Consider the following 22104-nt stretch of genomic DNA (forward strand, 5'->3'; position numbering starts at 1 on the left):
TGTCCACCACGCGAGAAGCCCATGCGGCGCGGCAGCCCGTGCGAAAGCCCCGGCCGGGGACGGCTGGCCGGGGCTTTCACGAGACGGGAACGGACCCGGGAACGGAACCCGGAACCGGACCGCCTCAGACGCGCATCGGCTGCGGCGACTCGCGTCGGCCCGCGTCCGGACCCGGGTACTCGCGCAGGATCTCGTACCGGGTGTTGCGCTCCACCGGCCGGAAGCCCGCGTCCCGGATCAGGTCCAGGAGGTCCTCACGGCCGAGCTTGCTCGGCGTGCCGTAGTCGTCCGCGTCGTGCGTGATCTTGTACTCGACGACCGAGCCGTCCATGTCGTCCGCGCCGTGCTGGAGCGCGAGCTGGGCGGTCTGCACCCCGTGCATCACCCAGAACACCTTGACGTGGGGAACGTTGTCGAACAGCAGCCGCGAGACCGCGAAGGTCTTCAGCGCCTCCGCGCCGGTCGCCATCGACGTCCGCGCCTGGAGCGTGTTGCGGACCTTGCCGTCCTTCATGTCCACGAAGTCGTGCTGGTAGCGCAGCGGGATGAAGACCTGGAAGCCGCCGGTCTCGTCCTGCATCTCCCGCAGCCGCAGCACGTGGTCGACGCGGTGACGGGGCTCCTCGATGTGCCCGTACAGCATCGTCGCCGGGGTCTTGAGCCCCTTCTCGTGCGCGAGGCGGTGGATGCGCGACCAGTCCTCCCAGTGGGTGTTGTGGTCGACGATGTGCTGGCGGACCTCCCAGTCGAAGATCTCCGCGCCACCGCCGGTCAGCGACTCCAGACCGGCCTCGATCAGCTCGTCGAGGATCTCGGACGCCGAGAGCCCCGAGATCGTCTCGAAGTGGTGGATCTCCGTCGCCGTGAAGGCCTTGAGCCCCACGTTCGGCAGTGCTTCCTTGAGCGCGCTGAGCGAACGGGGGTAGTAGCGCCACGGCAGGGTGGGGTGCAGTCCGTTGACGATGTGCAGCTCGGTGAGGTTCTCGTTCTCCATCGCCTTGGCGAGGCGGACGGCCTCCTCGATGCGCATCGTGTACGCGTCCTTCTCGCCCGGCTTGCGCTGGAACGAGCAGTACGCGCAGGACGCGGTGCACACGTTGGTCATGTTGAGGTGGCGGTTGACGTTGAAGTGGACGACGTCGCCGTTCTTCCGCGTGCGCACCTCGTGGGCCAGCCCGCCGAGCCAGGCCAGGTCGTCGGACTCGTAGAGCGCGATCCCGTCCTCGCGGGTCAGCCGCTCGCCGGCCCGGACCTTCTCCTCCAGCTCGCGCTTGAGTCCCGCGTCCACCAGTGCCCCTCCCATATCTCTACGTAACAGACTCCGGCAGCCAACCGTACGCCTATGCCTCGTCGGGCAGTTCCCCGACCCGGTTCTCCCACTTGGTGGAGAGCACGATCGTGGTACGGGTCCGCGAGACCCCCTTGGTACCACTGAGCCGGCGGATCGTCTTCTCGAGACCGTCCACGTCACCGACCCGGACCTTGAGCATGTACGAGTCGTCGCCCGCGATGAACCAGCAGTCCTCGATCTCGGCGAGGTCCTTCAGCCGGTGTGCGACGTCCTCGTGGTCGGCGGCGTCGGAGAGCGAGATTCCGATCAGCGCGGTGACCCCGAGTCCCAGCGACGCGGAGGCGACCGTCGCGCGGTAGCCGGTGATGACACCGGCGGTTTCCAGCCGGTTGATCCGGTCGGTGACGCTGGGCCCGGAGAGCCCCACGAGCCGCCCCAGCTCGGCGTACGAGGCCCTCCCGTTCTCTCTGAGGGCCTGGATGAGCTGCCTGTCCACCGCGTCCATGTGACTGAAACCTTCCATTGTTCAGCAGTACCGCGAGTTTAAGTGTAGAATCTAAGGCATGCAGGGTTCAGACCCTGCAAATCTTTCAGAACATCCAAGAAATGCTTTCGAATCTTCAGGAGTGAACTTCACCGTGTACACGATCGAGATGGCCTACGCCCGGATGCGCGAGCTGCAGGACCTGGCCAACCGCTCGCGTGCCCACCAGCCCGCCGCCGCGCACCGTGTCGACAAGACCCGCGCCCCCCGCACGCCCAAGAAGCGCTGACCGGCTAGGGCCTGTCACGGGAGCCCCCACCGAGCTCTCCTTCCCACCGGCGGTACAGCTGGTGCGGCACACCTGCCGCGTCCAGCACCCGCCCCGCGACGAAGTCCACCAGGTCCTGGATGTGCGTCGCACCCGCGTAGAACGCCGGAGAGGCGGGCAGCACCACTGCGCCCGCCTCGTCGAGCGCGACCATCTGCTTCAGCGTCTGCCCGCTCAACGGGGTCTCGCGCACCGCGACGACCAGCCTCCGCCGCTCCTTGAGCGTGACGCTCGCGGCCCGCTGCAGCAGGTCCTTCGAGAGTCCGAGCGCCACCCCGGCCACGCAGGCCGTCGACGCCGGAACGATGAGCATCCCCTTCGTCGGGTAGGACCCCGAGGACGGCCCGGCCGCCAGATCGCCGGCCGCCCAGTGCCGTACGCGGCCGAGATCCGTCTCGCCCACCGCGAAGGCGTGCGGCTTCCCGTCCGCCCCCCGCGCCAGCCAGTCGCCCAGGTCCTCCCGCCAGTGCGCGTCGCGGAAGGCGATCCCCGTCTCGTCCAGGAGGGTGAGGCGCGAGGCGCGGCTCACCACCAGGTCGACGCTCTCCCCCGCGGCCAGCAGCCCCCGCAGGACCGAGGCGGCGAACGGCGTCCCCGATGCGCCGGACACCCCGACAATCCAAGGCGCGCGCTGCTGCTGACTCACTGAAGTCCCGGAATCCACACCACCGAGCCTATCCGGCACCCCCGGTCAGGAACCGAGCCAGGTACTCCGTACGTTCCGTCAGGTGAAGGGACAGCCATGGACCAGGGGGTGACCATGACCGGTACGCGCGCAGGCGCCACCGCACGGGCCGTCACGGCGGGCGCCGTGATGCTGGGATGGATCGCGCTGCTGTGGGTGCTGGAGGGCGTCGACACGGCTACCGGCCACTCCCTCGACACGTACGGCATCAGCCCGCGTGAGCCCGCGGAGCTCGCCGACATCGTGCCGTCCGCGTTCCTGCACAGCGGCTGGGAGCACGTGGCCTCCAACAGCGTCCCGCTGCTGGTGCTCGGCTTCATCGCGGCTCTCGCCGGAATACGCAGGTTCGCCGCGGTGGTCCTGGTGGTGATCGTGACGGGCGGCCTCGGCGTCTGGCTCACCGCGCCCGCCGACACGATCACGCTCGGCGCGTCGGGTGTCGTCTTCGGCCTCTTCGGCTACCTGCTGGTCCGTGGCTTCGTGGACCGCCGCCCGCTCGACATCGTGGTCGGCCTGATCATCGCCGCGGTCTACGGCTCACTGCTCTGGGGCGTGCTGCCGACCGACTCCGGCATCAGCTGGCAGGGCCACCTCTTCGGCCTCCTGGGCGGGGTGGCGGCGGCCTTCGCCTTCCGCCGCCCCCGCCGCACGGCCGGTGCCGTCACGGTGTGAGACCGCGCACCAGCAGGTCGAGCAGCGCACAGGCGAACAGCGCCATCCCGATGAACCCGTTGACCGAGAAGAACGCCCGGTTCAGCCGGGACAGATCGTGCGGCCGCACCACCCGGTGCTCGTACACGAAGGCGACGGCGACGATCGCCATGCCGATCCAGTAGAAGACCTCGGCGTCCGTCGCCAGGCCGAACCAGACCAGCAGCCCGGTCGTCACGACGTGGCAGACCCGCGCGCCCCACAGTGCGGCCGGGATCCCGAAGCGCGCCGGGAAGGAGAGCACCCCGTGGGCCCGGTCGGCCTGCACGTCCTGGCAGGCGAAGATCAGATCGAAGCCGCCGATCCAGATCCCGACGGCCAGGCCGAGGATCACCGCGTCCCACGACCAGCTGCCGGTCACCGCGAGCCAGGCACCGATCGGCCCGATGGCCTGGGCGATGCCGAGGATCGCGTGCGGGAAGTTCGTGAACCGCTTGCCGTACGGGTAGACGACCATCGGCACGACGGCGACGGGCGCCAGTGCCAGGCAGAGCGGGTTCAGCAGGGCTGCCGCGCCGAGGAAGACGACGACGGCGATGATCGCCCCGGTCCACGCCGACTTGACCGACACCGCACCGGTGACCAGTTCACGGCTCGCGGTGCGGGGGTTACGGGCGTCGATCTCCCGGTCGATGATCCGGTTGGCAGCCATGGCGAACGTCCGCAGCCCGACCATCGCGATGGTCACGAGCAGCAGGGTGCCCCAGTGGATGTCCTTGTCCAGCTGGAACATCGCGGTCAGCGCGGCGATGTACGCGAACGGCAGGGCGAACACCGAGTGCTCGATCATCACCAGCCGCAGGAACGCGCGGGGCGCGCTGCGGGGCTGCGGCATCGCAGCGGCGGAGGCACTCACAGGCCGTACTCCTTCCAGCGACGGTCGACCTTCGCCGCCGTGTCGGGGTCGGACTCGACCATCTCCGGCCAGCCGCCGTCCCGTGTGTAGCCCTCCTCGGGCAGCTTCCGCGTGGCGTCGATGCCCGCCTTGCCACCCCAGAACTGCTGGTAGGAGGCATGGTCGAGATGGTCGACCGGCCCTTCGGTGAGGAGCAGGTCGCGGGCGTAGTCGGTGTTGCCGAGCGCCCGCCAGGCGACCTCGTGCAGGTCGTGGACGTCGCAGTCGGCGTCCACGACCACGATCAGCTTGGTCAGCGACATCATGTGCGCGCCCCAGACGGCACTCATCACCTTCTGGGCGTGCTTCGGGTACTTCTTGTCGATCGAGATGATCGCGCAGTTGTGGAAGCCGCCCGCCTCGGGCAGGTGGTAGTCCACGATGTCCGGGATGATGATCTTGAGCAGCGGGAGGAAGAACCTCTCGGTGGCCCGCCCCAGCGGCCCGTCCTCCGTCGGCGGCCTGCCCACCACGATCGACTGCAGCAGCGGACGCTTCCGCATCGTCACGCAGTCGATCGTCAGCGCGGGGAAGGGCTCCTGCGGCGTGTAGAAGCCGGTGTGGTCACCGAAGGGCCCCTCGGGCAGCATCTCGCCCGGCTCCAGCCACCCCTCGATCACGACCTCGGCCTGCGCCGGCACCTGGAGCGGGACGGTCTTGCAGTCGACCATCTCGATGCGCTTGCCCTGGACGAAGCCGGCGAAGAGGTACTCGTCGATGTCCCCCGGCAGCGGCGCCGTGGAGGCGTACGTGACCGCGGGCGGCGCCCCGAACGCGATGGCGACGGGCAGCCGTTCACCGCGCTTGGCTGCGACCTGGTAGTGGTTGTGGCTGTCCTTGTGGATCTGCCAGTGCATGCCGATGGTGCGCTTGTCGTGGCGCTGCAGCCGGTAGAGCCCGAGGTTGCGGATGCCGGTCTCGGGGTGCTTGGTGTGCGTGAGGCCCAGGTTGAAGAACGAACCGCCGTCCTCGGGCCAGGTGAAGAGCGCCGGCAGCTGTTCCAGGTCCACGTCGTCACCGGTCAGGACGACCTCCTGGACGGGCGCGCTCCCTGACTTCACCTTCTTCGGCGGCACGTGGACCATCGAGCCGAGCTTCCCGAACGCCTCGCGGACCCCGACGAACCCGTTCGGCAGTTCCGGCTTGAGCAGGCCGCCGATCTTGTCGCTGATCTCGGCGTAGGACTTCAGGCCGAGCGCCTTGAGCAGCCGCCGGTCGGTCCCGAAGACGTTCATGGCCAGGGGCATGGACGCCCCCTTGACGTTCTCGAAGAGCAGCGCGGGCCCGCCCGCCTTGTTCACCCGGTCGACGATCTCGCCGACCTCCAGATACGGGTCGACCTCGGCCTTGATGCGCTTGAGATCGCCCTCGCGCTCCAGAGCCCGGAGCAGGGAGCGAAGATCGTCGTAAGCCATGGGGACAAGTATCGGCCACCCGCTACCCTGGGCCCGTCACCGGGGCGGGACAGAGCGCCCCTCACCTTTCCTCGGGGGACCCTTCCACGATGCTCAGGGCCTTGATCTATCTCCTGCCGCTCGCACTGACGATCTACGCGTTCATAGACTGCCTGAACACGCCGGAGGACGAGGCCAGGCACCTGCCGAAGCTGGCCTGGGTCTTCATCATCCTGCTGTTCTGGATCGTGGGTCCGATCGTCTGGTTCGCCGCGGGCAAGCTGCGGGTGCCGCCCGCCGGAGGCCGTACGCCCTCGGAGTGGCACCGCAACCACCGCACGACGTGGGTGGCGCCGGACGACAATCCGGACTTCCTGAAGTCGATCAAGGAAGAGAACAAGAAGGACGAGTCACTCCTCAAGGACTGGGAAGCGGATCTGCGCCGCCGCGAGGACGAGATCAAGCGCCGTGAGGACGGGGCGGGGTCCGGCGACGCCTCCTCATGAGGACAACAGCCGCCCCAGCCGGTTGAGCAGGGGCAGCAGCGCCGTGCGCTCCTGAGGGGTGAGCGCCTCCAGGGCGCCGTGCACGACGCGCATCTCGGCGCGGATGCGGTGGGCCAGCTCGGTGCCGTCCGGTGTGCGGGCGGCGACCTTGGAGCGGCGGTCGTCGGGGGCCGGAGTGCGGGTGACCAGGCCGCGGGTCTCCATGCGGCCGATGAGGCCGGTGGCGTTGGACGCGTCGCAGACCAGGTGATGGGCCAGGGCGCTCATCGGCATGGGTTCGTTCAGGGCGATCAGTGCGCGCGCCTGCGAGGTGCTGAGGCCGTGGCGGGCGGCGACGGCGGTGAGGTCGTCGTGGTGGCCGCGGACGACGACCGCGAGGGGTTCCAGCAGTTCGTCCGGAGTAGGGACGGCGCGGGGTGCCGGTTCCGTCGTCATGGTCGGTCATCCTTCGATCTGTACGCGTGGCCCCGAGGCCCGGAACCGTGTCCGCCACGCGACGCATTCATTTGACATGCTCAACTTTGGGCAGTTACATGAACTGTATTGCTTGAGCATATCAAGCTTCACTCGTGTCTTGCGTCTCGCGTCTCGTAGGGAGCACCCCCCATGCCCTCCGTACTGTTCGTCCTCACCGGTGCCGACCACTGGACCCTCAACGACGGCACCACCCATCCGACCGGCTTCTGGGCCGAGGAGCTCGCCGCCCCGCACCGCGTCTTCACCCAGGCCGGATACGACATCACCATCGCCACCCCGGGCGGCGTGGCCCCCACCGTCGACACGGCGAGCCTGGCCGCCGAGGTCAACGGGGGCCAGGAGCAGGCCGACGCCGTCGCCTCGTACCTCGCGGCGATCGACGAGACGCTCCGCATCCCCGCCCGCCTCGAGGACGTCGTCCCCACCTCGTACGACGTCGTCTTCTACCCCGGCGGCCACGGCCCCATGGAGGACCTGGCCGTCAGCGAGGTGTCCGGCCGCCTCCTCACGGCCGCGCTGGACTCCGGCGCGCACCTCGGCGTCCTGTGCCACGCCCCCGCCGCACTGCTGGCCGCCCGCCGCGAGGACGGCAGCTGGCCCTTCGCCGGCTACCGCCTGACCGGATTCAGCAACACGGAGGAGACCCAGGCCGGCCTGGCCACCAAGGCGCCCTGGCTGCTGGAGAACCGGCTCGTGGAACTCGGCGCCGACTACTCCGCCGGTGACCCCTGGGGACCCCACACCGTGCACGACCGCAACCTGCACACCGGACAGAACCCGGCCTCCTCGGAACAGCTGGCCCGCGAGATCATGGCGGCTCTGTGAGCGGCGCCGAGACGCCGGCCCAGGTGACCGCCCGCCTCCGCGGCACCTTCCGTACCGGACGCACCAAGGGCCTCGACTGGCGCACCTCCCAGCTGACGCGGCTGCGCGCACTGCTCACCGAGTCGGGTGACGAGCTGGCCGAGGCGCTCCGTGCCGACCTCGGCAAGAGCCGCAAGGAGGCCTACCGGACCGAGATCGACTTCACGGTCCGGGAGATCGACCACACCCTGGCGCGGCTCGCGGACTGGCTGCGGCCCGAGCCCGCTCCCGTACCGGCGGCCCTCGACGGAGCCACCGCCCACACCGTGCAGGACCCGCTGGGCGTGGTCCTCGTCATCGCGCCCTGGAACTACCCGGTGCAGCTGCTGCTCGCCCCACTGGCCGGTGCGCTGGCCGCGGGCAACGCCGTCGTCGCCAAGCCCAGCGAGCTGGCGCCCGCCACCTCCGCCGCCGTGGCCAGGCTGCTGCCGCAGTATCTGGACACCGACGCGGTCGCCGTCGTCGAGGGCGGGGTCCCGGAGACCACCGCGCTGCTGGCCGAGCGCTTCGACCACATCTTCTACACCGGCAACGGCACGGTCGGCCGGATCGTCATGGCCGCCGCAGCCCGCCACCTCACCCCGGTCACCCTCGAACTGGGCGGCAAGTCGCCCGTCTTCGTCGACCGCGACACGGATCTGACGACGGTGGCCGCACGGCTGGCCGCGGGCAAGTTCCTCAACGCGGGCCAGACCTGTGTCGCCCCCGACTACGTCCTGACCGACCCGGAGACCGCGCCCGCCCTGGCGGACGCGCTCGCGGCGGCGGTCGAGGGGCTGTACGGACAGGACGCCTCGGCCCACCCCGAGTACGGGCGGATCGTCAACGAGCGCCACTTCGACCGGCTGGTGGGCCTGCTGGACTCCGGCCGTACGGTCACGGGCGGCATCCACGACCGTGCCGACAAGTACATCGCGCCGACGGTGCTGGCCGATGTGGCGCCGGACGCCCCCGTCATGGGCGAGGAGATCTTCGGCCCCGTACTGCCGATCGTGACGGTCGACGGGCTCGACGATGCCATCGGCTTCATCAACGACCGGGACAAGCCGCTGGCTCTGTACGCCTTCACGCACTCCCCCGCCGTACGGGAGCGGCTGCTGGCCGAAACCTCCTCGGGCGCGGTGGGCCTGGGCCTGCCGCTGGCCCACCTGACGGTGTCCGACCTGCCCTTCGGCGGGGTCGGCGAGAGCGGCATGGGCAACTACCACGGCCGGTACTCACTGGAGACGTTCAGCCACCGCAAGGCGGTCCTGGACACCCCCCTGGCCCGGTGAGCACTCCGTACGCCGACTGGCTGGCGGTCGCCCTCGGCGAGGCCCGGGCGGGCTTGGCCGAGGGCGGCATCCCGGTCGGCGCCGCGCTGTACGGGGCGGACGGCACCCTCCTCGGCCGGGGCCGCAACCGCCGCGTCCAGGACGGCGATCCGTCCCTGCACGCGGAGACGGCGGCGTTCCGGGCGGCCGGCCGGCAGCGCTCGTACCGGGGCACGACGATGGTGACCACGCTCTCGCCGTGCTGGTACTGCAGCGGTCTGGTCCGGCAGTTCGGGCTCTCCCGGGTGGTGATCGGCGAGGCCGAGACCTTCCACGGCGGCCACGACTGGCTGGCCGGGCACGGGGTGGAGATCGTGCTGCTCGACGACCCGGAGTGCGTCGCGCTGATGCGTGCGTTCGTCCGTGACCGTCCGGAGCTGTGGAACGAGGACATCGGCCAGGAGTGAGGAACGACGAAGGGCGCGGTCCGCAGATGCGGACCGCGCCCTTCGTGCTGTTCTCAGACTCCGGCGTAGGAGTGCTTGCCGGTGACGAAGATGTTGACGCCGTAGTAGTTGAAGAGCCAGCAGCCGAAGGCGATCAGCGCCAGGTAGGCGGCCTTGCGGCCCTTCCACCCGGCGGTCGCGCGGGCGTGCAGGTAGCAGGCGTACGCGACCCAGGTGATGAAGGACCAGACCTCCTTGGGGTCCCAGCCCCAGTAGCGGCCCCAGGCGTCGCCCGCCCAGATCGCGCCCGCGATGATCGTGAACGTCCACAGCGGGAAGACGGCCGCGTTGATGCGGTACGAGAAGGTGTCCAGGGACTTCGCCGAGGGCAGCCGCTCCAGCACGGAGGTCGCGAACCTTCCGGGCGTGCCGCCGCCCGCGAGCTTGTTCTCGTAGCTGTCGCGGAACAGGTAGAGCAGCGTGCCGACGGCTCCGAGGTAGAAGACGGCGCCGCAGATGATGGCGGTGGAGACGTGGATCCACAGCCAGTAGGAGTGCAGCGCGGGCACGAGCTGGTCGCTGTCGGTGTACAGCGTCGTGGTGGCGATGCCGAGGTCCAGCAGGACCGTGGTGACCAGCAGAAGGCCGATCCAGCGGACGTTCTTCCGCAGGGCCAGCAGGAGGAGGTAGGCGCCGACCGCCACGGTGGAGAAGGTGATCGAGAACTCGTACATGTTGCCCCAGGGGGCGCGCTGCACCGACGCGGCCCGGGCGACGACTCCGGCGGCTTGGACGGCGAAGGCCACCACGGTCAGGGAGACCGCGATCCGTCCCCACAGGTCGCCCTTGAACGTGCCGCCCGCGGCTCCGGGGCCGTCCGGGACGTCCCGGGTGCCTGCGGCGGAGCGGGTGACGATCCTGGGACGGTCCAGCACGGCCGTGCCGCCGGCGTTCTGCGCGGTCTGCACCTTCACCGTGGAGTCCGCGGTGGCGGACCCGGCCAGCGCGGCGGCCGTGCGGCCGACCTTGCTGCGGCTGCCGAACACCCATTCCGCGATGTGGGCGAAGAAGGCCAGGGTGTAGACGGCCATCGACGAATAGATCAGCGTGTTGCTGATGTTCGCCAGGTTCTCGTTGGTTGCGGCGGCGAGACTCACTTCTCAGCCCCTTCGGCAGGTTCTTCGGAAGGTTGTTCGGGCTCGGGATCGGGATCGGGCGCCGTGGGCGCCTCGGTGTGGAGCGCGACCGCGAGACCGGCCAGCTCCTCGGGAAGTCTCGCGGACTCGCTGCGGCCCAGCCCGGCCATCTCGACGACGGTGACGCCGTCCGTTCCCCGTACGGCCTTCACCCACACCCGGCGCCGCTGGATGAAGAGCGACCCGGCGAGTCCGGCGATGGCGGCGATGGCGCCGGTGAGCGCCCAGCCGCTGGCGGGCTGGCGCGAGATCTGGAAGCTGGCCCATTCCTCGACGCTCTCGAAGGTGACCGTGCCCGCTCCGCCGGGCAGCTTCATGGTCTCGCCGGGACGCAGCCGCTGCTTGAGCTTGTCCCCGTTGCTGTCCTTGAATTCCTTCATCTGGGACGTGTCGAGCTGGTACACGTTCTGCGGCAGTCCCGAGTCGACGCCCAGGCTGCCGTAGTAGCCGTTGAGCGCGAGGACCGGATAGTCGGCGCCGGGGAACTGCGAGAACATCGTGCCCTGGCCGTCACCCGCGAAGGTCGGGACGAAGAAGGCCTGGAAGCCCAGCTGGGTCTTCTTGCCGTCGGCACCGCGGTAGCCGTCCATCACCTTGATCGCACCGGTCGACGTGACGTTGTTGTCGATGGGCAGCAAGGGCACGGCGGTCCTGTAGACCTCCTTGCCCTTGCCGTCCTTGACGGAGATCACCGGGGCGTAGCCGTGCGCGTTCAGGTAGACCTTGGTGCCGTCCACGACGAGCGGCTTGTTGACCTCGATGACCTTCTTCTTCGGCGCGCCGTCCGTGCCCTCGGAGTACGTCACCCGGGCCTCGTAGGTCCGGGGTGTGCCGCGCTGGGGGCCGCTGCGCTCGTACGTACCGACGAAGTCGTCCAGCGTGAAACTGAACGGGGTGAGCTCGTCGGTGTCGAAGAGCGACCCCGACTTGAAGTTGTCGTACTGGGTGAGCGTGTTGGAGAAGCCGTCGTCCTCGACGACGAGCTTGCCGCCCTCGGACTTGAAGAGCTGTCCTCCGGCGAAGGAGACCAGCATGACGATCAGCGCGATGTGGAAGATCAGGTTCCCTGCCTCGCGCAGATACCCCTTCTCCGCGGCGACGGCGTCACCCACCGTGTGGGAGCGGAAGCGGCGCTTGCGCAGGATGGCGAGGGCGGCCTCACGGACCTGCTCGGGTTCCGCCTCGGTGCGCCACGTGGTGTACGCGGGCAGCCGGGTCAGCTTCTTCGGGGCGCCCGGCGGGCGGCCGCGCAGCTGGCCGACGAACTGGCCGGTGCGCGGGACGATGCAGCCGACGAGGGAGACGAACAGCAGGATGTAGATCGCGGAGAACCACACCGAGCTGTAGACGTCGAAGAACTGCAGCGTCTCGTAGATCGGAGTGACCGTGGTGTGGGCTTCCTTGAAGGTTTGCACCTTCAGTTCGTCCACGCTGTTCTGCGGGATCAGCGAGCCGGGGACGGCTCCGAGCGACAGCAGGAACAGGAGGATCAGGGCGACCCGCATCGAGGTGAGCTGCCGCCAGAACCAGCGGGCCCAGCCGATGACGCCCATCGCGGGCACGGAGGATGCGGACTCTTCGCGCGGGGCGGTGGAGAGCTGTGCTCCGGCCTCGCCGAGGTCGCGCTCTTCCTTGGTGTTCGTGTTGCTCATGGACTCAGATCCCCACAGTGAAGCCGTTGGACCAGACCTGCATCTCCTGCATGAGCACGTCCCAGGCGCCCGTCAGAAGGAGCACGCCGGTCGCGATCATCATGCCGCCGCCGATGCGCATGACCCATACGTAATGGCGCTTGACCCAGCCGAACGCGCCGAGTGCCTTGCGGAAGGCGACCGCCGCCAGCACGAAGGGGATACCGAGTCCGAGACAGTACGCCACGGTGAGTACCGCCCCGCGCCCCGCGGTCCCCTGGTCGATCGCGAGCATGCTGACCGAGGTGAGCGTCGGGCCGAGGCACGGGGTCCAACCGATCCCGAAGAGGGCGCCGAGCACGGGTGCGCCCGCCAGTCCGGTCACCGGCCTCCTGTGGATGCGGAACTCCCGCTGCGTCATCCACGGCATCAGCCCCATGAAGAAGATCCCCATCAGGATCATCAGCACGCCGAGGACCTTGGAGAGCACCTCGCTGTGTTCCTGGAGCCGGTCGCCGAAGTAGCCGAAGAGCGCGCCGCCGGAGACGAAGACCGCGGTGAAACCGAGAACGAAGAGCGAGGCACCCGCGACGATCCGGCCGCGCCGCGCTTCTGCCAGATCGGTGCCGCTGACCCCGGTGACGTAACTGAGGTAGCCGGGCACGAGCGGCAGGACGCACGGCGAGAAGAAGGAGACGAGACCGCCGAGCAGGGCGATGGGCAGGGCGACCAGGAGGGCCCCGCTGAAGACCGTCTCGTTCATTCCGGTGGTCGCGGCGAGCTGGAACACCGGATCACTTCTCCGCGATCAACGGGTCGATCATCTCGCGAAGCTTCTCCGCGTCGACGGCGGCGAGCGTGCGGGCCGCGATCTTCCCGTCGCGGTCCACGACCACGGTCGATGGGATCGCCTTCGGGTTCAGGGTGCCCTTGGGGAAGCGGAGGAGCAGCTTTCCGGTCGGGTCGAAGAGGCTCGGGTAGGTGACGCCGTAGTCCTGCTCGAAGTTGATCGCGGCGGCCTTCTGCGGGTCACGGGTGTTGATCCCGACGAACTGGACACCCTGGTCCTGGGTCTCCTGGGCGACCTTCGCGAAGTGCTTGGCCTCGGCGCGGCAGGGGGCGCACCACGATCCCCAGACGTTCAGGACGACGACCTTGCCCTTGTAGTCGGCGATGTCGAGAGCCTTGCCGTCCAGGGTCGTGCCGTCGAGCTTCGGTACGTCGGTGCGTTCACCCTTGGCCACGGTGGAAATGCCGCCGCTGCCGGTGACGAAGTTCGTGTTGCCGCCACCGCCGGACTTGGCGCCGTCACCACTGCATGCGGACAGAGTCAGTGCACCGGCCACTGCTGTGGCGGCGAGCAGGGTGAAGCGGCGTCGGGGTGCGCGGCCAGAGCTCATGTGAAAAGTTTCGCATGGCAGTTCCAGGGATCTTCCGCACCCCCCTCGGTGCCCGTAAAGCCCCTTGTCAAGCCTGTTTAAAGAACGTGTTCCAGCCGCCGTCCGGCGCCTGGCCGACCTCGAGGGTACGAAGCTTCGCGAGCACCGCCGGGTCCTGCACGTCGAGCCAGTCGACGAACTGCCGGAAGGAGACGAGGCGCACATCCGGCTTGTCCGCGATCTTTTTGATCACTTCCTCGACGGCGTCCATATAGATACCGCCGTTCCACTCCTCGAAGTGGTTGCCGATGTAGAAAGGTGCGCGGTTCGTCTCGTAGGCGCGATCGAAACCGGCGAGGTAGGCGCCGGTGGCCTGGGTGCGCCATCCCGGATAACGCGCGGGCATGCCGTTGGTCGAATTCACCGACTGGTTGGCGAGGATGTTGTAGTCCATGGAGAGAACTTCGAAGCTGTGGCCGGGGAACGGCACACCCTGCAGCGGAAGGTCCCAGATGCCCTGGCGTTTCTCCGGCCACATCTGCCGGCCGCCGGGCGAGCTCGCGTCGTAGCGCCAGCCCAGCTGTTTCGCGGTCGGCAGGAGATTGTCCTGGCCGAGCAGGCAGGGGGTGCGGGCGCCGACGAGTTCCTTCCGGTAGTCGAACGGCAGTGGATCGAGGTCTGTCCAGCCGGTGTTCGTCCGCCATTCGGTGACGAAGGAGATCGCCTGGTCGATTTCGCTCTGCCATTGCCCGGCCGACCAGTTGCCGACGGATCCCGAACCACCGCAGAAATGCCCGTTGAAGTGCGTGCCGATCTCGTGGCCGTCGAGCCAGGCCTGGCGGACGTACTTCAGGGTCTGCTTGACGTGATCGTCGGTGAGGTAACCGATGTCGGAGGCGCCCCTGGGGTTGTTGGGCGGGCGGTACAGGGACTTCTTCGACTCGGGCAGGACATACAGCCCGGAGAGGAAGAAGGTCATCCCGGCGTTGTGTTCCTCGGCGATGTCGAGAAAGCGGGGGAAGAGGCCGTTGCCGACCTCACCGGCCCCGTCCCAGGAGAAGATCACGAACTGCGGCGGTTTCTGCCCGGGTTCGAGCGGGACGGGGGCGGCGGGCTGATTCGGCTGCTTTCCGGTATCGGCGGTGGAACCGTCACCGATGAGCCTGACATTCGTCTTGGGAGGGCCTCCGCCGTTCCCGTGCGTTCCCTTGTCGCCTTTGGGGGTCTTCCCGGGCCCGGCACGTTCGCTGTCCGACGATCCCAGGGTGCCGCAGCCGTTCATGGTGAGAGCGGCTGCGGCGCCGAGCCCCGCCCCGAGCAGGCCCCTTCGGTTGATCTCACGCATGGCGTCCCCATCTGCGGTCGTTTTACCTCAAGCCCATACAAACTGGCGAAGGCTTAGATGAGGAAAGCAACACGACGGTTCCGCTGATAATCACAAAAGTTGTTACGTGATCAGACCCTTACAGGTACTGCACATAACGCGACCGCGAAGGAGTGGCGCCCGGGGCGTAAAGGGCCCTATGCCCCGAACGCCTTGGACTTCCCCTTCACCGGCTTCGCCCCCGCGAGCAGATGCGCGGGCACCAGGTCCCGGGCCGGCTCGGTGTACCCGACGGACACGATCCTGTCGCCCTGGTACGTGAACGTGGTGAGCGAGGCCAGCGTGCACTGCCGCTTGCGCGGGTCGTGCCACAGCCTCCGCCGCTCCACGAAGCTCCGCACGATCCAGATCGGCAGCTGATGGCTGACGCACACCGCCTCGTGCCCGCGGGCGGCGTCGCGCGCCGCGTCCAGGGCGCTCATCATCCGGACGACCTGCTCGACGTACGGCTCACCCCAGGACGGCTTGAACGGATTGGTGAGGTGCTTCCAGTTGTCCGGCTTGCGCAACGCGCCGTCGCCGACCCCGAACGTCTTGCCCTCGAAGACGTTGGCCGCCTCGATGAGCCGCTCGTCGGTGGCCAGGTCCACACCGTGCGACTTGGCGATCGGGGTGGCCGTTTCCTGGGCGCGCTCCAGCGGCGAGGCGACGACATGGGTGATGTCGCGCTTGTCCAAGTGCTCGGCGACCCGGTCGGCCATCCGGCGGCCGAGGTCGGAGAGTCCGTAGCCGGGGCGCCGCCCGTAGAGCACGCCCTCCGGGTTGTGCACCTCGCCGTGGCGCATCAGGTGGACGACGGTGATGTCCTTGCTGCGCGCGCTGGTCTCGCTCATGCGGTGGCCTCCGATGCGGCACGTGCGGCGGCGGGCAGTGCTGCGGCGATCCGCTCGACCGCCCGCGCGTCATGGGCGGTGGAGACGAACCAGGACTCGAACGCGGAAGGCGGCAGATAGACGCCCTGCTCCAGCATCGAGTGGAAGAAGGCGGTGAAGCGGAAAGCTTCCTGCTTCTTCGCGTCCTCGTAGTTGCGTACCGGCCCGTCGGTGAAGAAGACGGAGAACATGTTGCTCGCCGCCGACACGGTGTGCGCGACACCCTCCTTGGTGAGCGCCTCGCCCACCAGCGCCCGGAGCTCCGCGGATACCGCGTCGACCTTCACGTACGCCGCGTCGTCGAGCAGCCGCAGCTGGGCGAGGCCGGCGGCGGTCGCGATCGGGTTCCCGGAGAGGGTGCCCGCCTGGTAGACGGGGCCGACCGGGGCCAGGTGCGCCATCACATCGGCACGGCCGCCGAAGGCCGCGGCCGGGAAGCCGCCGCCCATGACCTTGCCGAAGGTCATCAGGTCGGGGCGGACGCCGTCGATGCCGTACCAGCCGGCCCTGGACGTACGGAAGCCGGTCATCACCTCGTCGGAGATGTACAGCGCGCCGTCGGCCGCGCAGATCTCCTTCAGCCCGGCGTTGAAGCCGTCCTGCGGCGGTACGACGCCCATGTTGCCCGGCGACGCCTCGGTGATCACACACGCGATCTCGCCCGGCTGCGCGGCGAACGCGGCGCGTACCGCCTCCAGGTCGTTGTACGGCAGCACGATCGTGTCGCCCGCCTGGGCGCCCGTGACTCCGGGCGTGTCGGGGAGGCCGAAGGTGGCGACACCGGAACCGGCGGCGGCCAGCAGCGCGTCGACGTGCCCGTGGTAGCACCCGGCGAACTTCACGATCTTCGCGCGCCCCGTGAATCCACGGGCGAGCCGGATCGCGGACATGGTCGCCTCGGTGCCCGAGGACACCAGCCGCACCTGCTCCACGGGTTCGATCCGGGCCACGATCTCCTCGGCGAGCGCGACCTCGCCCTCACCGGGCGTACCGAACGAGGTACCCCGGGCGACCGCGTCCTGGACGGCCGCGATGACCTCGGGGTGGGAGTGCCCGAGGATCATCGGCCCCCACGAACACACGAGGTCGACGTACTCTCGGCCATCGGCGTCGGTGAGGTACGGACCTGTACCGGACACCATGAACCGGGGCGTACCGCCCACGGCCCGGAAGGCACGCACGGGTGAGTTCACGCCGCCGGGCGTCACGAGGGACGCGCGGTCGAAAAGCGTCTGCGAAACTGGGGCTTCGTATGAATACGCCACTTTGGTCCTGATCTGCGATTCGAGGTTCGGGGGGTCCGGCCGGAATTCTCGGCCACCGGTGAGCAGGGAGCGCGCTCTCCCCGTATGAGGCTCGTACAACGAAAGGGCTTCAGTCTCCTCGCGTCTGCGAAACTGGGGCGTCATAGGGAAAGCTCACACATGCCATGGTGTCAGAGGCACCGACGGTCTTGCGGACAGGTGTTTCACCGCACGCTCGTGGGGGAGGTCACTGACACGATGATCGGGTTGCGCGGCGGGGGCTGTGTCTCCTAAGAAGTAGTCGGGTGGATGAGATATGCATCGCGGTGGCGGAGTGGGCGAAGGGACCGACGACCTGGGGCCCGAGCCTGCCCGTCGAGGGCGGCACCGGCGTGAGGGCGAACGCGTACGGGACACCCAGGCGGGGAGTCCCGGGAGCAGGAGCAGTGGACTGGTGGGGGTGACCTACAAGTATTTCGGTGCCCCCGACGGCGCCACTGCCGCACGTGTGCCCATTTCGATGCGCCCGGAGGAGCTGGGCGGCGACGAACTGGGCATGGGCGGCATGTTCAGCAAGATCAAGCCCGAGACGGTGGCGGCCATGGTCCTCACCGGCATACAGGGCATACCCCTGAACAAGGTCCCTCCGCTGGAACTGGTCGTGCTCCACCCCGACTACGCGGTGGTCAAGCTTCCGATGACGGTCGTCGACCCGCTGCGGGGCGTCGGCGAGGAGTCGGTCGGCGCGGCGGCCTTCATCTGGTCCACGGTCCCGGACCGCGGTGGCCCGCGCGACGCGTTCAACGTGTACCAGCTGCTCCACGAGTGGCAGGACTTCTCCCACCGGCTGCATGACGCGGGGCACCAGGCGTACTGCCTGGTATGGCCCTGACCTGGCCTTTGACGAACTGACGGGCGGCCCTCGGCAAGGGCCGGAACGCTCCTGGGGCCGGGCTGCCCGATCCGTTCAGCAGACGCGCGTCCCGCGCCGGGGGGTGCGCGGCGACCTTCGCGGTATCCGCCGGACTGCTTCTGGTGGCCGGGCCGGCTCTTCCGGAGCCCGGAGCCCCGCTGGGCAGCCGGCCGTTTGCGGACACCCCCGGGGAGCGGATCAGCAGCCGGTTATGACGCCGGGGCGCCGACCGATCTGCGCAGGGTGAGCGGGGCGGCGCAGCAGCCCTCTCCGTCACCCTCGGCCCCCCGTGGCGGGCTGCGTCGTCGAAGAGCCCCGCACCGCCGCAGACGCCGGTCTCGGGCGGGGTCGGCTCGACGCGTTCGGCTGCGTCCCGGTCGCCGGCGAGGGAGGGGACCTGCCGTCGAGTCAGCAGTTTCTTCGAGCGCGTGATTCGATGTGTGTCAACATAGACGTATGTCGAATACGAAGGCGTTGCCGCTGGTGGAGCCGGAAACCGTTCCCTGCTGCCCGCCCATGACGGAGCGCGCCCTCACCTCCGAGGAAGCCGTACGCACGGCCGCGATGTTCAAGGCACTCGGCGACCCGGTACGACTGCGGCTGTTCTCGCTGGTCGCCTCGCACGAGGGCGGCGAGGCCTGCGTCTGCGACATCTCCGACGTCGGCGTCTCCCAGCCGACCGTCTCCCACCACCTGAAGAAGCTCAAGGAGGCCGGCCTGCTCTCCTCCGAGCGGCGCGGCACCTGGGTCTACTACCGGGTCGAGCCCTCCGTGCTCGCCGCGATGGGGCAGTTGCTGCGCACCACCGCGGCCTGAGACGTCAGTGGCTGCCGGTCAGCTCACCGCTGAGTGAGTCGTGGATGCGGGCGCTCGGCTCGTTGAGCCCGGTGATCTCCACACTCTTGCCGCGCTGTTCGTACTTGGTGGTGATGGCGTCCAAGGTCGCGACCGACGAGGCGTCCCAGATGTGTGCGGCGGTCAGGTCGATGACGACCTCGTCCGGATCCCCCACGTAGTCGAACCGACCGACCAGGTCGTTGGACGACGCGAAGAAGAGCGCACCGGTGACGGAGTAGACGACCCGGCTGCCGTCCGGGTCGGTGACCGCGGTGACGTCGGCGAGGTGGGCGACCCGCTTGGCGAAGATGACCATCGCGGTGACCGAACCGACGACGACGCCGATCGCGAGGTTCTCGGTGACGACCACGCAGACCACCGTGATGACCATGACCGTGATCTCACCGGCGGGCATGCGCTTGAGGGTCCTGGGCGCGATGGAGTGCCAGTCGAACGTCGCGAAGCACACCATCACCATGACCGCGACGAGTGCCGCCATCGGGATGTCGGAGACGACCGGCCCGAAGACGATGCACAGGACCATCAGGAACGTGCCGGCGAGGAACGTGGACAGCCGGGTACGGGCGCCCGAAACCCGTACGTTGATCATGGTCTGGCCGATCATGGCGCACCCGCCCATGCCTCCGAAGAATCCGGTGACGATGTTGGCGATGCCCTGGCCGATGGACTCGCGGGTCTTGCTGGATCGGGTGTCGGTGATCTCGTCGACCAGCTTCGCCGTCATCAGCGACTCCATCAGGCCGACCAGCGCCATGGCCAGCGCGTACGGCGCGATCGTCGTCAGCGTGTCCAGGGTGAAGGGCACGTCCGGCAGGCCCGGGACGGGCAGCGACGAGGGCAGCTCACCGTTGTCACCGACCGTCGGGACCGCGATGCCGGCCGCGACGGTGATCACGGTCAGGATGATGATGGAGACCAGCGGGGCCGGGACCGCCTTGGTGATCCTCGGGAAGAACACCATCATCGCCAGCCCGGCGACGACCAGCGGATACACCGGCCACGGGACATCGGTGATCTCGGAGATCTGCCCCATGAAGACCAGGATGGCCAGCGCGTTGACGAAGCCGACCATCACGCTCCGGGGCACGAACCGCAGCAGCCGGGCGACTCCGAGCGCCCCGAGGACGACCTGGAAGACACCACCCAGGATGACGCCCGCGACCAGGTAACCGAACCCGTGCTCGCGATTGAGGGGGGCGATGACCAGCGCCACCGCTCCCGTCGCGGCGGAGATCATCGCGGGCCTGCCGCCGACGAAGGAGATGACGACAGCCATGGTGAACGAGGCGAACAGACCTACCGCGGGGTCGACACCGGCGATGATCGAGAACGAGATCGCCTCGGGAATCAGCGCCAGGCCCACGACGAGGCCTGCCAGGGCCTCCGTCCGGAAGACCTTCGGGGACAGCCAGGACGGGCGGTGACCGCGCAGCAGGCCGGCCACGGAAAGCACGGAAGAGGGCAAGGGGAGCGACACCTGTCGTACTCGGGCACGCCCGGCAGCACCATGGGACATGCGTGGACCGCGGAGCCGGGACGGCATTCCGCGGATCGTCCGCTGCGGCGGACGGAAGTCTCGGGGGCAGCAGCACGGACGGCTGCCGCCGGGGCAGTAGCGCCGATGGCCGCTGCCGGGGCGGTTTCGCGGCGAGTGGGTTCGCCGGCCCGCAACTCCCCGGGCACCGGATTCCGCCGGGGGCATCGTCGGCCCCGTCCCGTGCCTGGGAACTCAGCAACTCTACCGTTCCCGGCCGGTGCGCCCGAGGGGGTCACGGACCCGCCGGTGCGTTCCGGACGCGATCCAGAGCCCGCTGGAAGCGCCGGGTTCCCGCCTCCACGCCCCGTTCGGCGGGACGCTTCCGGGGGCGTGGTCCGCCCCCGCCCGTGACGAGGACCTCACGGCAGCCGAGCTGCGCCGCTCGCGGGGCGGGCACGCGCTCCGCCGGGGCGTGGCGCGCCGTGTCAGCTCTTCCCTCAAGGATCGGCGACGGCCGCAGGAGCTCTTCCCTCGGGGATCGGCGACGGCCGCGGGAGCAGAGGCGGGGGCGACGGCTGCGGGAGGCGAACCTCCGCCGGCAGCCGAGACCCCGAAGATCCTCACCGTCCACGCGGTCAGGGAGTCCGACGTCTGCGTCACCATGGGCTGCGGTGACACCTGTCCCGTCTTCCCCGGCAAGCGGCACCTGGACCGGAAGCTCGACGACCCGGCCGGCCAGGTCGTCGCAGCCGTCCGCACCGTCCGGGACAGTCTCAGGGTTCTGGTCGAGGGTCTGATCGAGGAGATCGGCCCGGCCGGCACGTCCCGAGGGAGCAGCAGCGGATGACGGGGCGGGGCGCCCGACCCGCCCCGCACAGGTCACGCCCTCATTCAGCCATTCATTGTCCGAAGAAGGATCTCCAGCCACCCCTCCGGCTGTGCCGATGCAAGAGGCATCGACGTCGGAGGAGGCCCGGCATGGGCGACATTCTGCTGGCCCTGTCCATCCCGGTCCTGACCTTCGCCGTCGGCATCCACGCAGCGTGCGACTCCTGGTGGCGGCGCAGACATCCGGCTCCGCCGTCCCCGTACACCCGTGACGCGGCCCGTCTCGCCGAACAGGAGCTGCTGACGCGGGCCGAGGGCATCGTCGACCGCGCGTACGCCTCCCTCGGCCACCTCTACGTCGGGCCGTGGGACATGCGGGACCGGGCCGCGGAGGAGGCCGGCGGCGTCACGGCCGGGGCGGGCGCCAGCCCGGATCACGGCCCGTGACAGCCAGTGCCTGCTCGAAGGCTCCGGCCTCGGGCGGTACCGGGAACGGCTCGCCGAACACCTTCATCTCCCGGGCCTGTGGCGCCATCCCGGCCAGACCCGGGCCCAGCTCCCGCACCACGGCCGGGTCGGGCACATAGTCCTGACCCGTCGCGCGCGCCAGGTCCCAGGCGTGCACGGTCAAGTCCCCCAGCACCATGAGCCCCACCGTTCTGGCCGGGAGCCCCATGCCCCCGGCCACACCGTCCTCAGCGCCCGGCTCGTCCCAGGCCTTCACCAGCAGCGCCGTCTCGTCCCCGAACCTGCCGCGCCAGTCGCCCGTGACGACATCCGGCGTCCGGCTGAAGTCGACCGGCTCCCGGGCCGCCAGGGCGCGGAAGTTGGCAACCACGAGGAACAGGTGGTTCAGCAGGGCCCGCACGTCGTATTCGCTGCACGGCGTGGGGGCCGTCAGGTCCTCGTCACCGATCCCCCGCACGACGGGACACGCCTGTGCGGCGGAAACGTCCAGAAGTTCACTGATCTTCTTCATGCTCCCGAC

The 22104-nt window shown here is 69.2% G+C and carries 25 protein-coding genes and 1 pseudogene; 10 read left to right on the forward strand and 16 right to left on the reverse strand.

Annotated features, from left to right (window positions below; genetic code table 11):
• Nucleotides 1-124: 124 nt before the first annotated feature.
• Both mqnE and ABZS61_RS10670 read right to left on the reverse strand, forming a co-directional pair.
• Nucleotides 125-1288, reverse strand: coding sequence for an aminofutalosine synthase MqnE (mqnE, locus tag ABZS61_RS10665; protein ID WP_351168512.1), 1164 nt, complete (start codon nt 1286-1288; stop codon nt 125-127).
• 52 nt (nt 1289-1340) lie between these two features.
• The gene (locus ABZS61_RS10670; RefSeq protein WP_329209980.1) at nt 1341-1796 is read right to left on the reverse strand and encodes an Lrp/AsnC family transcriptional regulator; all 456 of its coding nucleotides are present in this window, start codon (nt 1794-1796) and stop codon (nt 1341-1343) included.
• 121 nt (nt 1797-1917) lie between these two features.
• Here ABZS61_RS10670 and ABZS61_RS10675 point away from each other — a divergent pair, with 121 nt between their 5' ends.
• Nucleotides 1918-2064 (forward strand): hypothetical protein, encoded by a 147-nt coding sequence (locus tag ABZS61_RS10675; RefSeq protein WP_329215560.1) that lies wholly within the window; start codon nt 1918-1920, stop codon nt 2062-2064.
• A 4-nt stretch (nt 2065-2068) separates the two neighbouring features.
• Here ABZS61_RS10675 and ABZS61_RS10680 read toward each other — a convergent pair whose 3' ends face one another.
• Complete coding sequence (locus ABZS61_RS10680; RefSeq protein WP_356417792.1) at nt 2069-2749, reverse strand: UbiX family flavin prenyltransferase; 681 nt, start codon at nt 2747-2749, stop codon at nt 2069-2071.
• 114 nt (nt 2750-2863) lie between these two features.
• Between ABZS61_RS10680 and ABZS61_RS10685 the strand changes: the two genes are divergently transcribed.
• Nucleotides 2864-3460 (forward strand): rhomboid family intramembrane serine protease, encoded by a 597-nt coding sequence (locus tag ABZS61_RS10685; RefSeq protein ID WP_356417793.1) that lies wholly within the window; start codon nt 2864-2866, stop codon nt 3458-3460.
• Here the strand turns inward: ABZS61_RS10685 and mqnP are convergent.
• Both mqnP and ABZS61_RS10695 read right to left on the reverse strand, forming a co-directional pair.
• Complete coding sequence (mqnP, locus tag ABZS61_RS10690) at nt 3450-4334, reverse strand: menaquinone biosynthesis prenyltransferase MqnP (protein WP_356417848.1); 885 nt, start codon at nt 4332-4334, stop codon at nt 3450-3452. The two genes, ABZS61_RS10685 and mqnP, sit on opposite strands and share 11 nt — an antisense overlap.
• A 17-nt stretch (nt 4335-4351) precedes the next feature.
• Nucleotides 4352-5809 (reverse strand): menaquinone biosynthesis decarboxylase, encoded by a 1458-nt coding sequence (locus ABZS61_RS10695; protein ID WP_356417794.1) that lies wholly within the window; start codon nt 5807-5809, stop codon nt 4352-4354.
• Nucleotides 5810-5898: 89 nt separating this feature from the next.
• Here ABZS61_RS10695 and ABZS61_RS10700 point away from each other — a divergent pair, with 89 nt between their 5' ends.
• Nucleotides 5899-6294 carry a PLD nuclease N-terminal domain-containing protein gene (locus ABZS61_RS10700; protein WP_356417795.1) on the forward strand — a complete coding sequence of 132 codons (396 nt, stop codon included), beginning with the start codon at nt 5899-5901 and terminating at the stop codon, nt 6292-6294.
• On the opposite strand, the gene ABZS61_RS10705 is transcribed toward ABZS61_RS10700, so the two are convergent.
• Nucleotides 6289-6729 (reverse strand): MarR family transcriptional regulator, encoded by a 441-nt coding sequence (locus ABZS61_RS10705; protein WP_356417796.1) that lies wholly within the window; start codon nt 6727-6729, stop codon nt 6289-6291. The two genes, ABZS61_RS10700 and ABZS61_RS10705, sit on opposite strands and share 6 nt — an antisense overlap.
• A gap of 171 nt (nt 6730-6900) precedes the next feature.
• On the opposite strand from ABZS61_RS10705, the gene ABZS61_RS10710 reads away from it, so the two are divergent.
• The 3 genes from ABZS61_RS10710 to ABZS61_RS10720 are packed head-to-tail and all read left to right on the forward strand — an operon-like array spanning nt 6901 to nt 9355.
• The gene (locus ABZS61_RS10710) at nt 6901-7596 is read left to right on the forward strand and encodes a type 1 glutamine amidotransferase domain-containing protein (protein WP_356417797.1); all 696 of its coding nucleotides are present in this window, start codon (nt 6901-6903) and stop codon (nt 7594-7596) included.
• The gene (locus tag ABZS61_RS10715; RefSeq protein WP_356417798.1) at nt 7593-8909 is read left to right on the forward strand and encodes an aldehyde dehydrogenase family protein; all 1317 of its coding nucleotides are present in this window, start codon (nt 7593-7595) and stop codon (nt 8907-8909) included. The genes ABZS61_RS10710 and ABZS61_RS10715 overlap by 4 nt, the downstream gene beginning before the upstream one ends.
• A complete protein-coding gene (locus tag ABZS61_RS10720; RefSeq protein ID WP_356417799.1) occupies nt 8906-9355 on the forward strand; it encodes a nucleoside deaminase in 450 nt (149 codons plus the stop codon). The genes ABZS61_RS10715 and ABZS61_RS10720 overlap by 4 nt, the downstream gene beginning before the upstream one ends.
• A 53-nt stretch (nt 9356-9408) precedes the next feature.
• Here ABZS61_RS10720 and ccsB read toward each other — a convergent pair whose 3' ends face one another.
• From ccsB to hemL, 7 genes are all read right to left on the reverse strand, one after another.
• On the reverse strand, nt 9409-10491 hold the full coding sequence (gene ccsB / locus ABZS61_RS10725) for a c-type cytochrome biogenesis protein CcsB (RefSeq protein WP_356417800.1): 1083 nt from the start codon (nt 10489-10491) through the stop codon (nt 9409-9411).
• Nucleotides 10488-12182, reverse strand: a complete 1695-nt coding sequence (locus tag ABZS61_RS10730) for a cytochrome c biogenesis protein ResB (RefSeq protein ID WP_356417801.1) — start codon at nt 12180-12182, stop codon at nt 10488-10490. The genes ccsB and ABZS61_RS10730 overlap by 4 nt, the downstream gene beginning before the upstream one ends.
• Nucleotides 12183-12186: 4 nt before the next feature.
• Nucleotides 12187-12924 carry a cytochrome c biogenesis protein CcdA gene (locus ABZS61_RS10735; RefSeq protein WP_329215258.1) on the reverse strand — a complete coding sequence of 246 codons (738 nt, stop codon included), beginning with the start codon at nt 12922-12924 and terminating at the stop codon, nt 12187-12189.
• Nucleotides 12925-12955: 31 nt separating this feature from the next.
• Nucleotides 12956-13561, reverse strand: a complete 606-nt coding sequence (locus ABZS61_RS10740; RefSeq protein WP_356417802.1) for a TlpA disulfide reductase family protein — start codon at nt 13559-13561, stop codon at nt 12956-12958.
• Nucleotides 13562-13628: 67 nt separating this feature from the next.
• Nucleotides 13629-14885, reverse strand: a complete 1257-nt coding sequence (locus ABZS61_RS10745; protein ID WP_356417803.1) for a hypothetical protein — start codon at nt 14883-14885, stop codon at nt 13629-13631.
• A gap of 176 nt (nt 14886-15061) precedes the next feature.
• On the reverse strand, nt 15062-15757 hold the full coding sequence (locus ABZS61_RS10750) for a histidine phosphatase family protein (RefSeq protein WP_356417804.1): 696 nt from the start codon (nt 15755-15757) through the stop codon (nt 15062-15064).
• Nucleotides 15754-17061, reverse strand: a complete 1308-nt coding sequence (gene hemL / locus ABZS61_RS10755) for a glutamate-1-semialdehyde 2,1-aminomutase (protein WP_356417805.1) — start codon at nt 17059-17061, stop codon at nt 15754-15756. The genes ABZS61_RS10750 and hemL overlap by 4 nt, the downstream gene beginning before the upstream one ends.
• Nucleotides 17062-17356: 295 nt before the next feature.
• Here hemL and ABZS61_RS10760 point away from each other — a divergent pair, with 295 nt between their 5' ends.
• On the forward strand, nt 17357-17932 hold the full coding sequence (locus tag ABZS61_RS10760; protein ID WP_356417806.1) for a hypothetical protein: 576 nt from the start codon (nt 17357-17359) through the stop codon (nt 17930-17932).
• Between the two features lie 230 nt (nt 17933-18162).
• Here the strand turns inward: ABZS61_RS10760 and ABZS61_RS10765 are convergent.
• A pseudogene (locus tag ABZS61_RS10765) lies at nt 18163-18344 on the reverse strand (flavoprotein); the annotation flags it as partial.
• A gap of 65 nt (nt 18345-18409) precedes the next feature.
• Here ABZS61_RS10765 and ABZS61_RS10770 point away from each other — a divergent pair.
• Nucleotides 18410-18769 carry a metalloregulator ArsR/SmtB family transcription factor gene (locus ABZS61_RS10770; protein ID WP_356417807.1) on the forward strand — a complete coding sequence of 120 codons (360 nt, stop codon included), beginning with the start codon at nt 18410-18412 and terminating at the stop codon, nt 18767-18769.
• Nucleotides 18770-18773: 4 nt separating this feature from the next.
• On the opposite strand, the gene ABZS61_RS10775 is transcribed toward ABZS61_RS10770, so the two are convergent.
• Entirely contained in the window at nt 18774-20276 is a 1503-nt protein-coding gene (locus tag ABZS61_RS10775) for a SulP family inorganic anion transporter (RefSeq protein ID WP_356417808.1), read from the reverse strand.
• 289 nt (nt 20277-20565) lie between these two features.
• Between ABZS61_RS10775 and ABZS61_RS10780 the strand changes: the two genes are divergently transcribed.
• Entirely contained in the window at nt 20566-21135 is a 570-nt protein-coding gene (locus ABZS61_RS10780) for a hypothetical protein (RefSeq protein ID WP_356417809.1), read from the forward strand.
• 131 nt (nt 21136-21266) lie between these two features.
• Nucleotides 21267-21563, forward strand: coding sequence for a hypothetical protein (locus ABZS61_RS10785; RefSeq protein WP_356417810.1), 297 nt, complete (start codon nt 21267-21269; stop codon nt 21561-21563).
• Here ABZS61_RS10785 and ABZS61_RS10790 read toward each other — a convergent pair.
• Nucleotides 21523-22095, reverse strand: coding sequence for a TIGR03086 family metal-binding protein (locus ABZS61_RS10790; RefSeq protein ID WP_356417811.1), 573 nt, complete (start codon nt 22093-22095; stop codon nt 21523-21525). The two genes, ABZS61_RS10785 and ABZS61_RS10790, sit on opposite strands and share 41 nt — an antisense overlap.
• Nucleotides 22096-22104 lie beyond the last annotated feature (9 nt).

Origin of the sequence: Streptomyces sp. NPDC005566, from assembly GCF_040605575.1 — a bacterium.
GTDB lineage: Bacteria > Actinomycetota > Actinomycetes > Streptomycetales > Streptomycetaceae > Streptomyces.

Bases quoted from the DNA above. Each gene is read 5' to 3' on its own strand.
- ABZS61_RS10670 (WP_329209980.1), bottom strand. From the start codon at position 1,796: ATGGACGCGGTGGACAGGCAGCTCATCCAGGCCCTCAGAGAGAACGGG.
- ABZS61_RS10685 (WP_356417793.1), top strand. From the start codon at position 2,864: ATGACCGGTACGCGCGCAGGCGCCACCGCACGGGCCGTCACGGCGGGC.
- mqnP (WP_356417848.1), bottom strand. From the start codon at position 4,334: ATGCCGCAGCCCCGCAGCGCGCCCCGCGCGTTCCTGCGGCTGGTGATG.
- ABZS61_RS10695 (WP_356417794.1), bottom strand. From the start codon at position 5,809: ATGGCTTACGACGATCTTCGCTCCCTGCTCCGGGCTCTGGAGCGCGAG.
- ABZS61_RS10700 (WP_356417795.1), top strand. From the start codon at position 5,899: ATGCTCAGGGCCTTGATCTATCTCCTGCCGCTCGCACTGACGATCTAC.
- ABZS61_RS10705 (WP_356417796.1), bottom strand. From the start codon at position 6,729: ATGACGACGGAACCGGCACCCCGCGCCGTCCCTACTCCGGACGAACTG.
- ABZS61_RS10710 (WP_356417797.1), top strand. From the start codon at position 6,901: ATGCCCTCCGTACTGTTCGTCCTCACCGGTGCCGACCACTGGACCCTC.
- ABZS61_RS10730 (WP_356417801.1), bottom strand. From the start codon at position 12,182: ATGAGCAACACGAACACCAAGGAAGAGCGCGACCTCGGCGAGGCCGGA.
- ABZS61_RS10735 (WP_329215258.1), bottom strand. From the start codon at position 12,924: ATGAACGAGACGGTCTTCAGCGGGGCCCTCCTGGTCGCCCTGCCCATC.
- ABZS61_RS10740 (WP_356417802.1), bottom strand. From the start codon at position 13,561: ATGAGCTCTGGCCGCGCACCCCGACGCCGCTTCACCCTGCTCGCCGCC.
- ABZS61_RS10745 (WP_356417803.1), bottom strand. From the start codon at position 14,885: ATGCGTGAGATCAACCGAAGGGGCCTGCTCGGGGCGGGGCTCGGCGCC.
- ABZS61_RS10750 (WP_356417804.1), bottom strand. From the start codon at position 15,757: ATGAGCGAGACCAGCGCGCGCAGCAAGGACATCACCGTCGTCCACCTG.
- ABZS61_RS10760 (WP_356417806.1), top strand. From the start codon at position 17,357: ATGCATCGCGGTGGCGGAGTGGGCGAAGGGACCGACGACCTGGGGCCC.
- ABZS61_RS10770 (WP_356417807.1), top strand. From the start codon at position 18,410: ATGTCGAATACGAAGGCGTTGCCGCTGGTGGAGCCGGAAACCGTTCCC.
- ABZS61_RS10785 (WP_356417810.1), top strand. From the start codon at position 21,267: ATGGGCGACATTCTGCTGGCCCTGTCCATCCCGGTCCTGACCTTCGCC.
- ABZS61_RS10790 (WP_356417811.1), bottom strand. From the start codon at position 22,095: ATGAAGAAGATCAGTGAACTTCTGGACGTTTCCGCCGCACAGGCGTGT.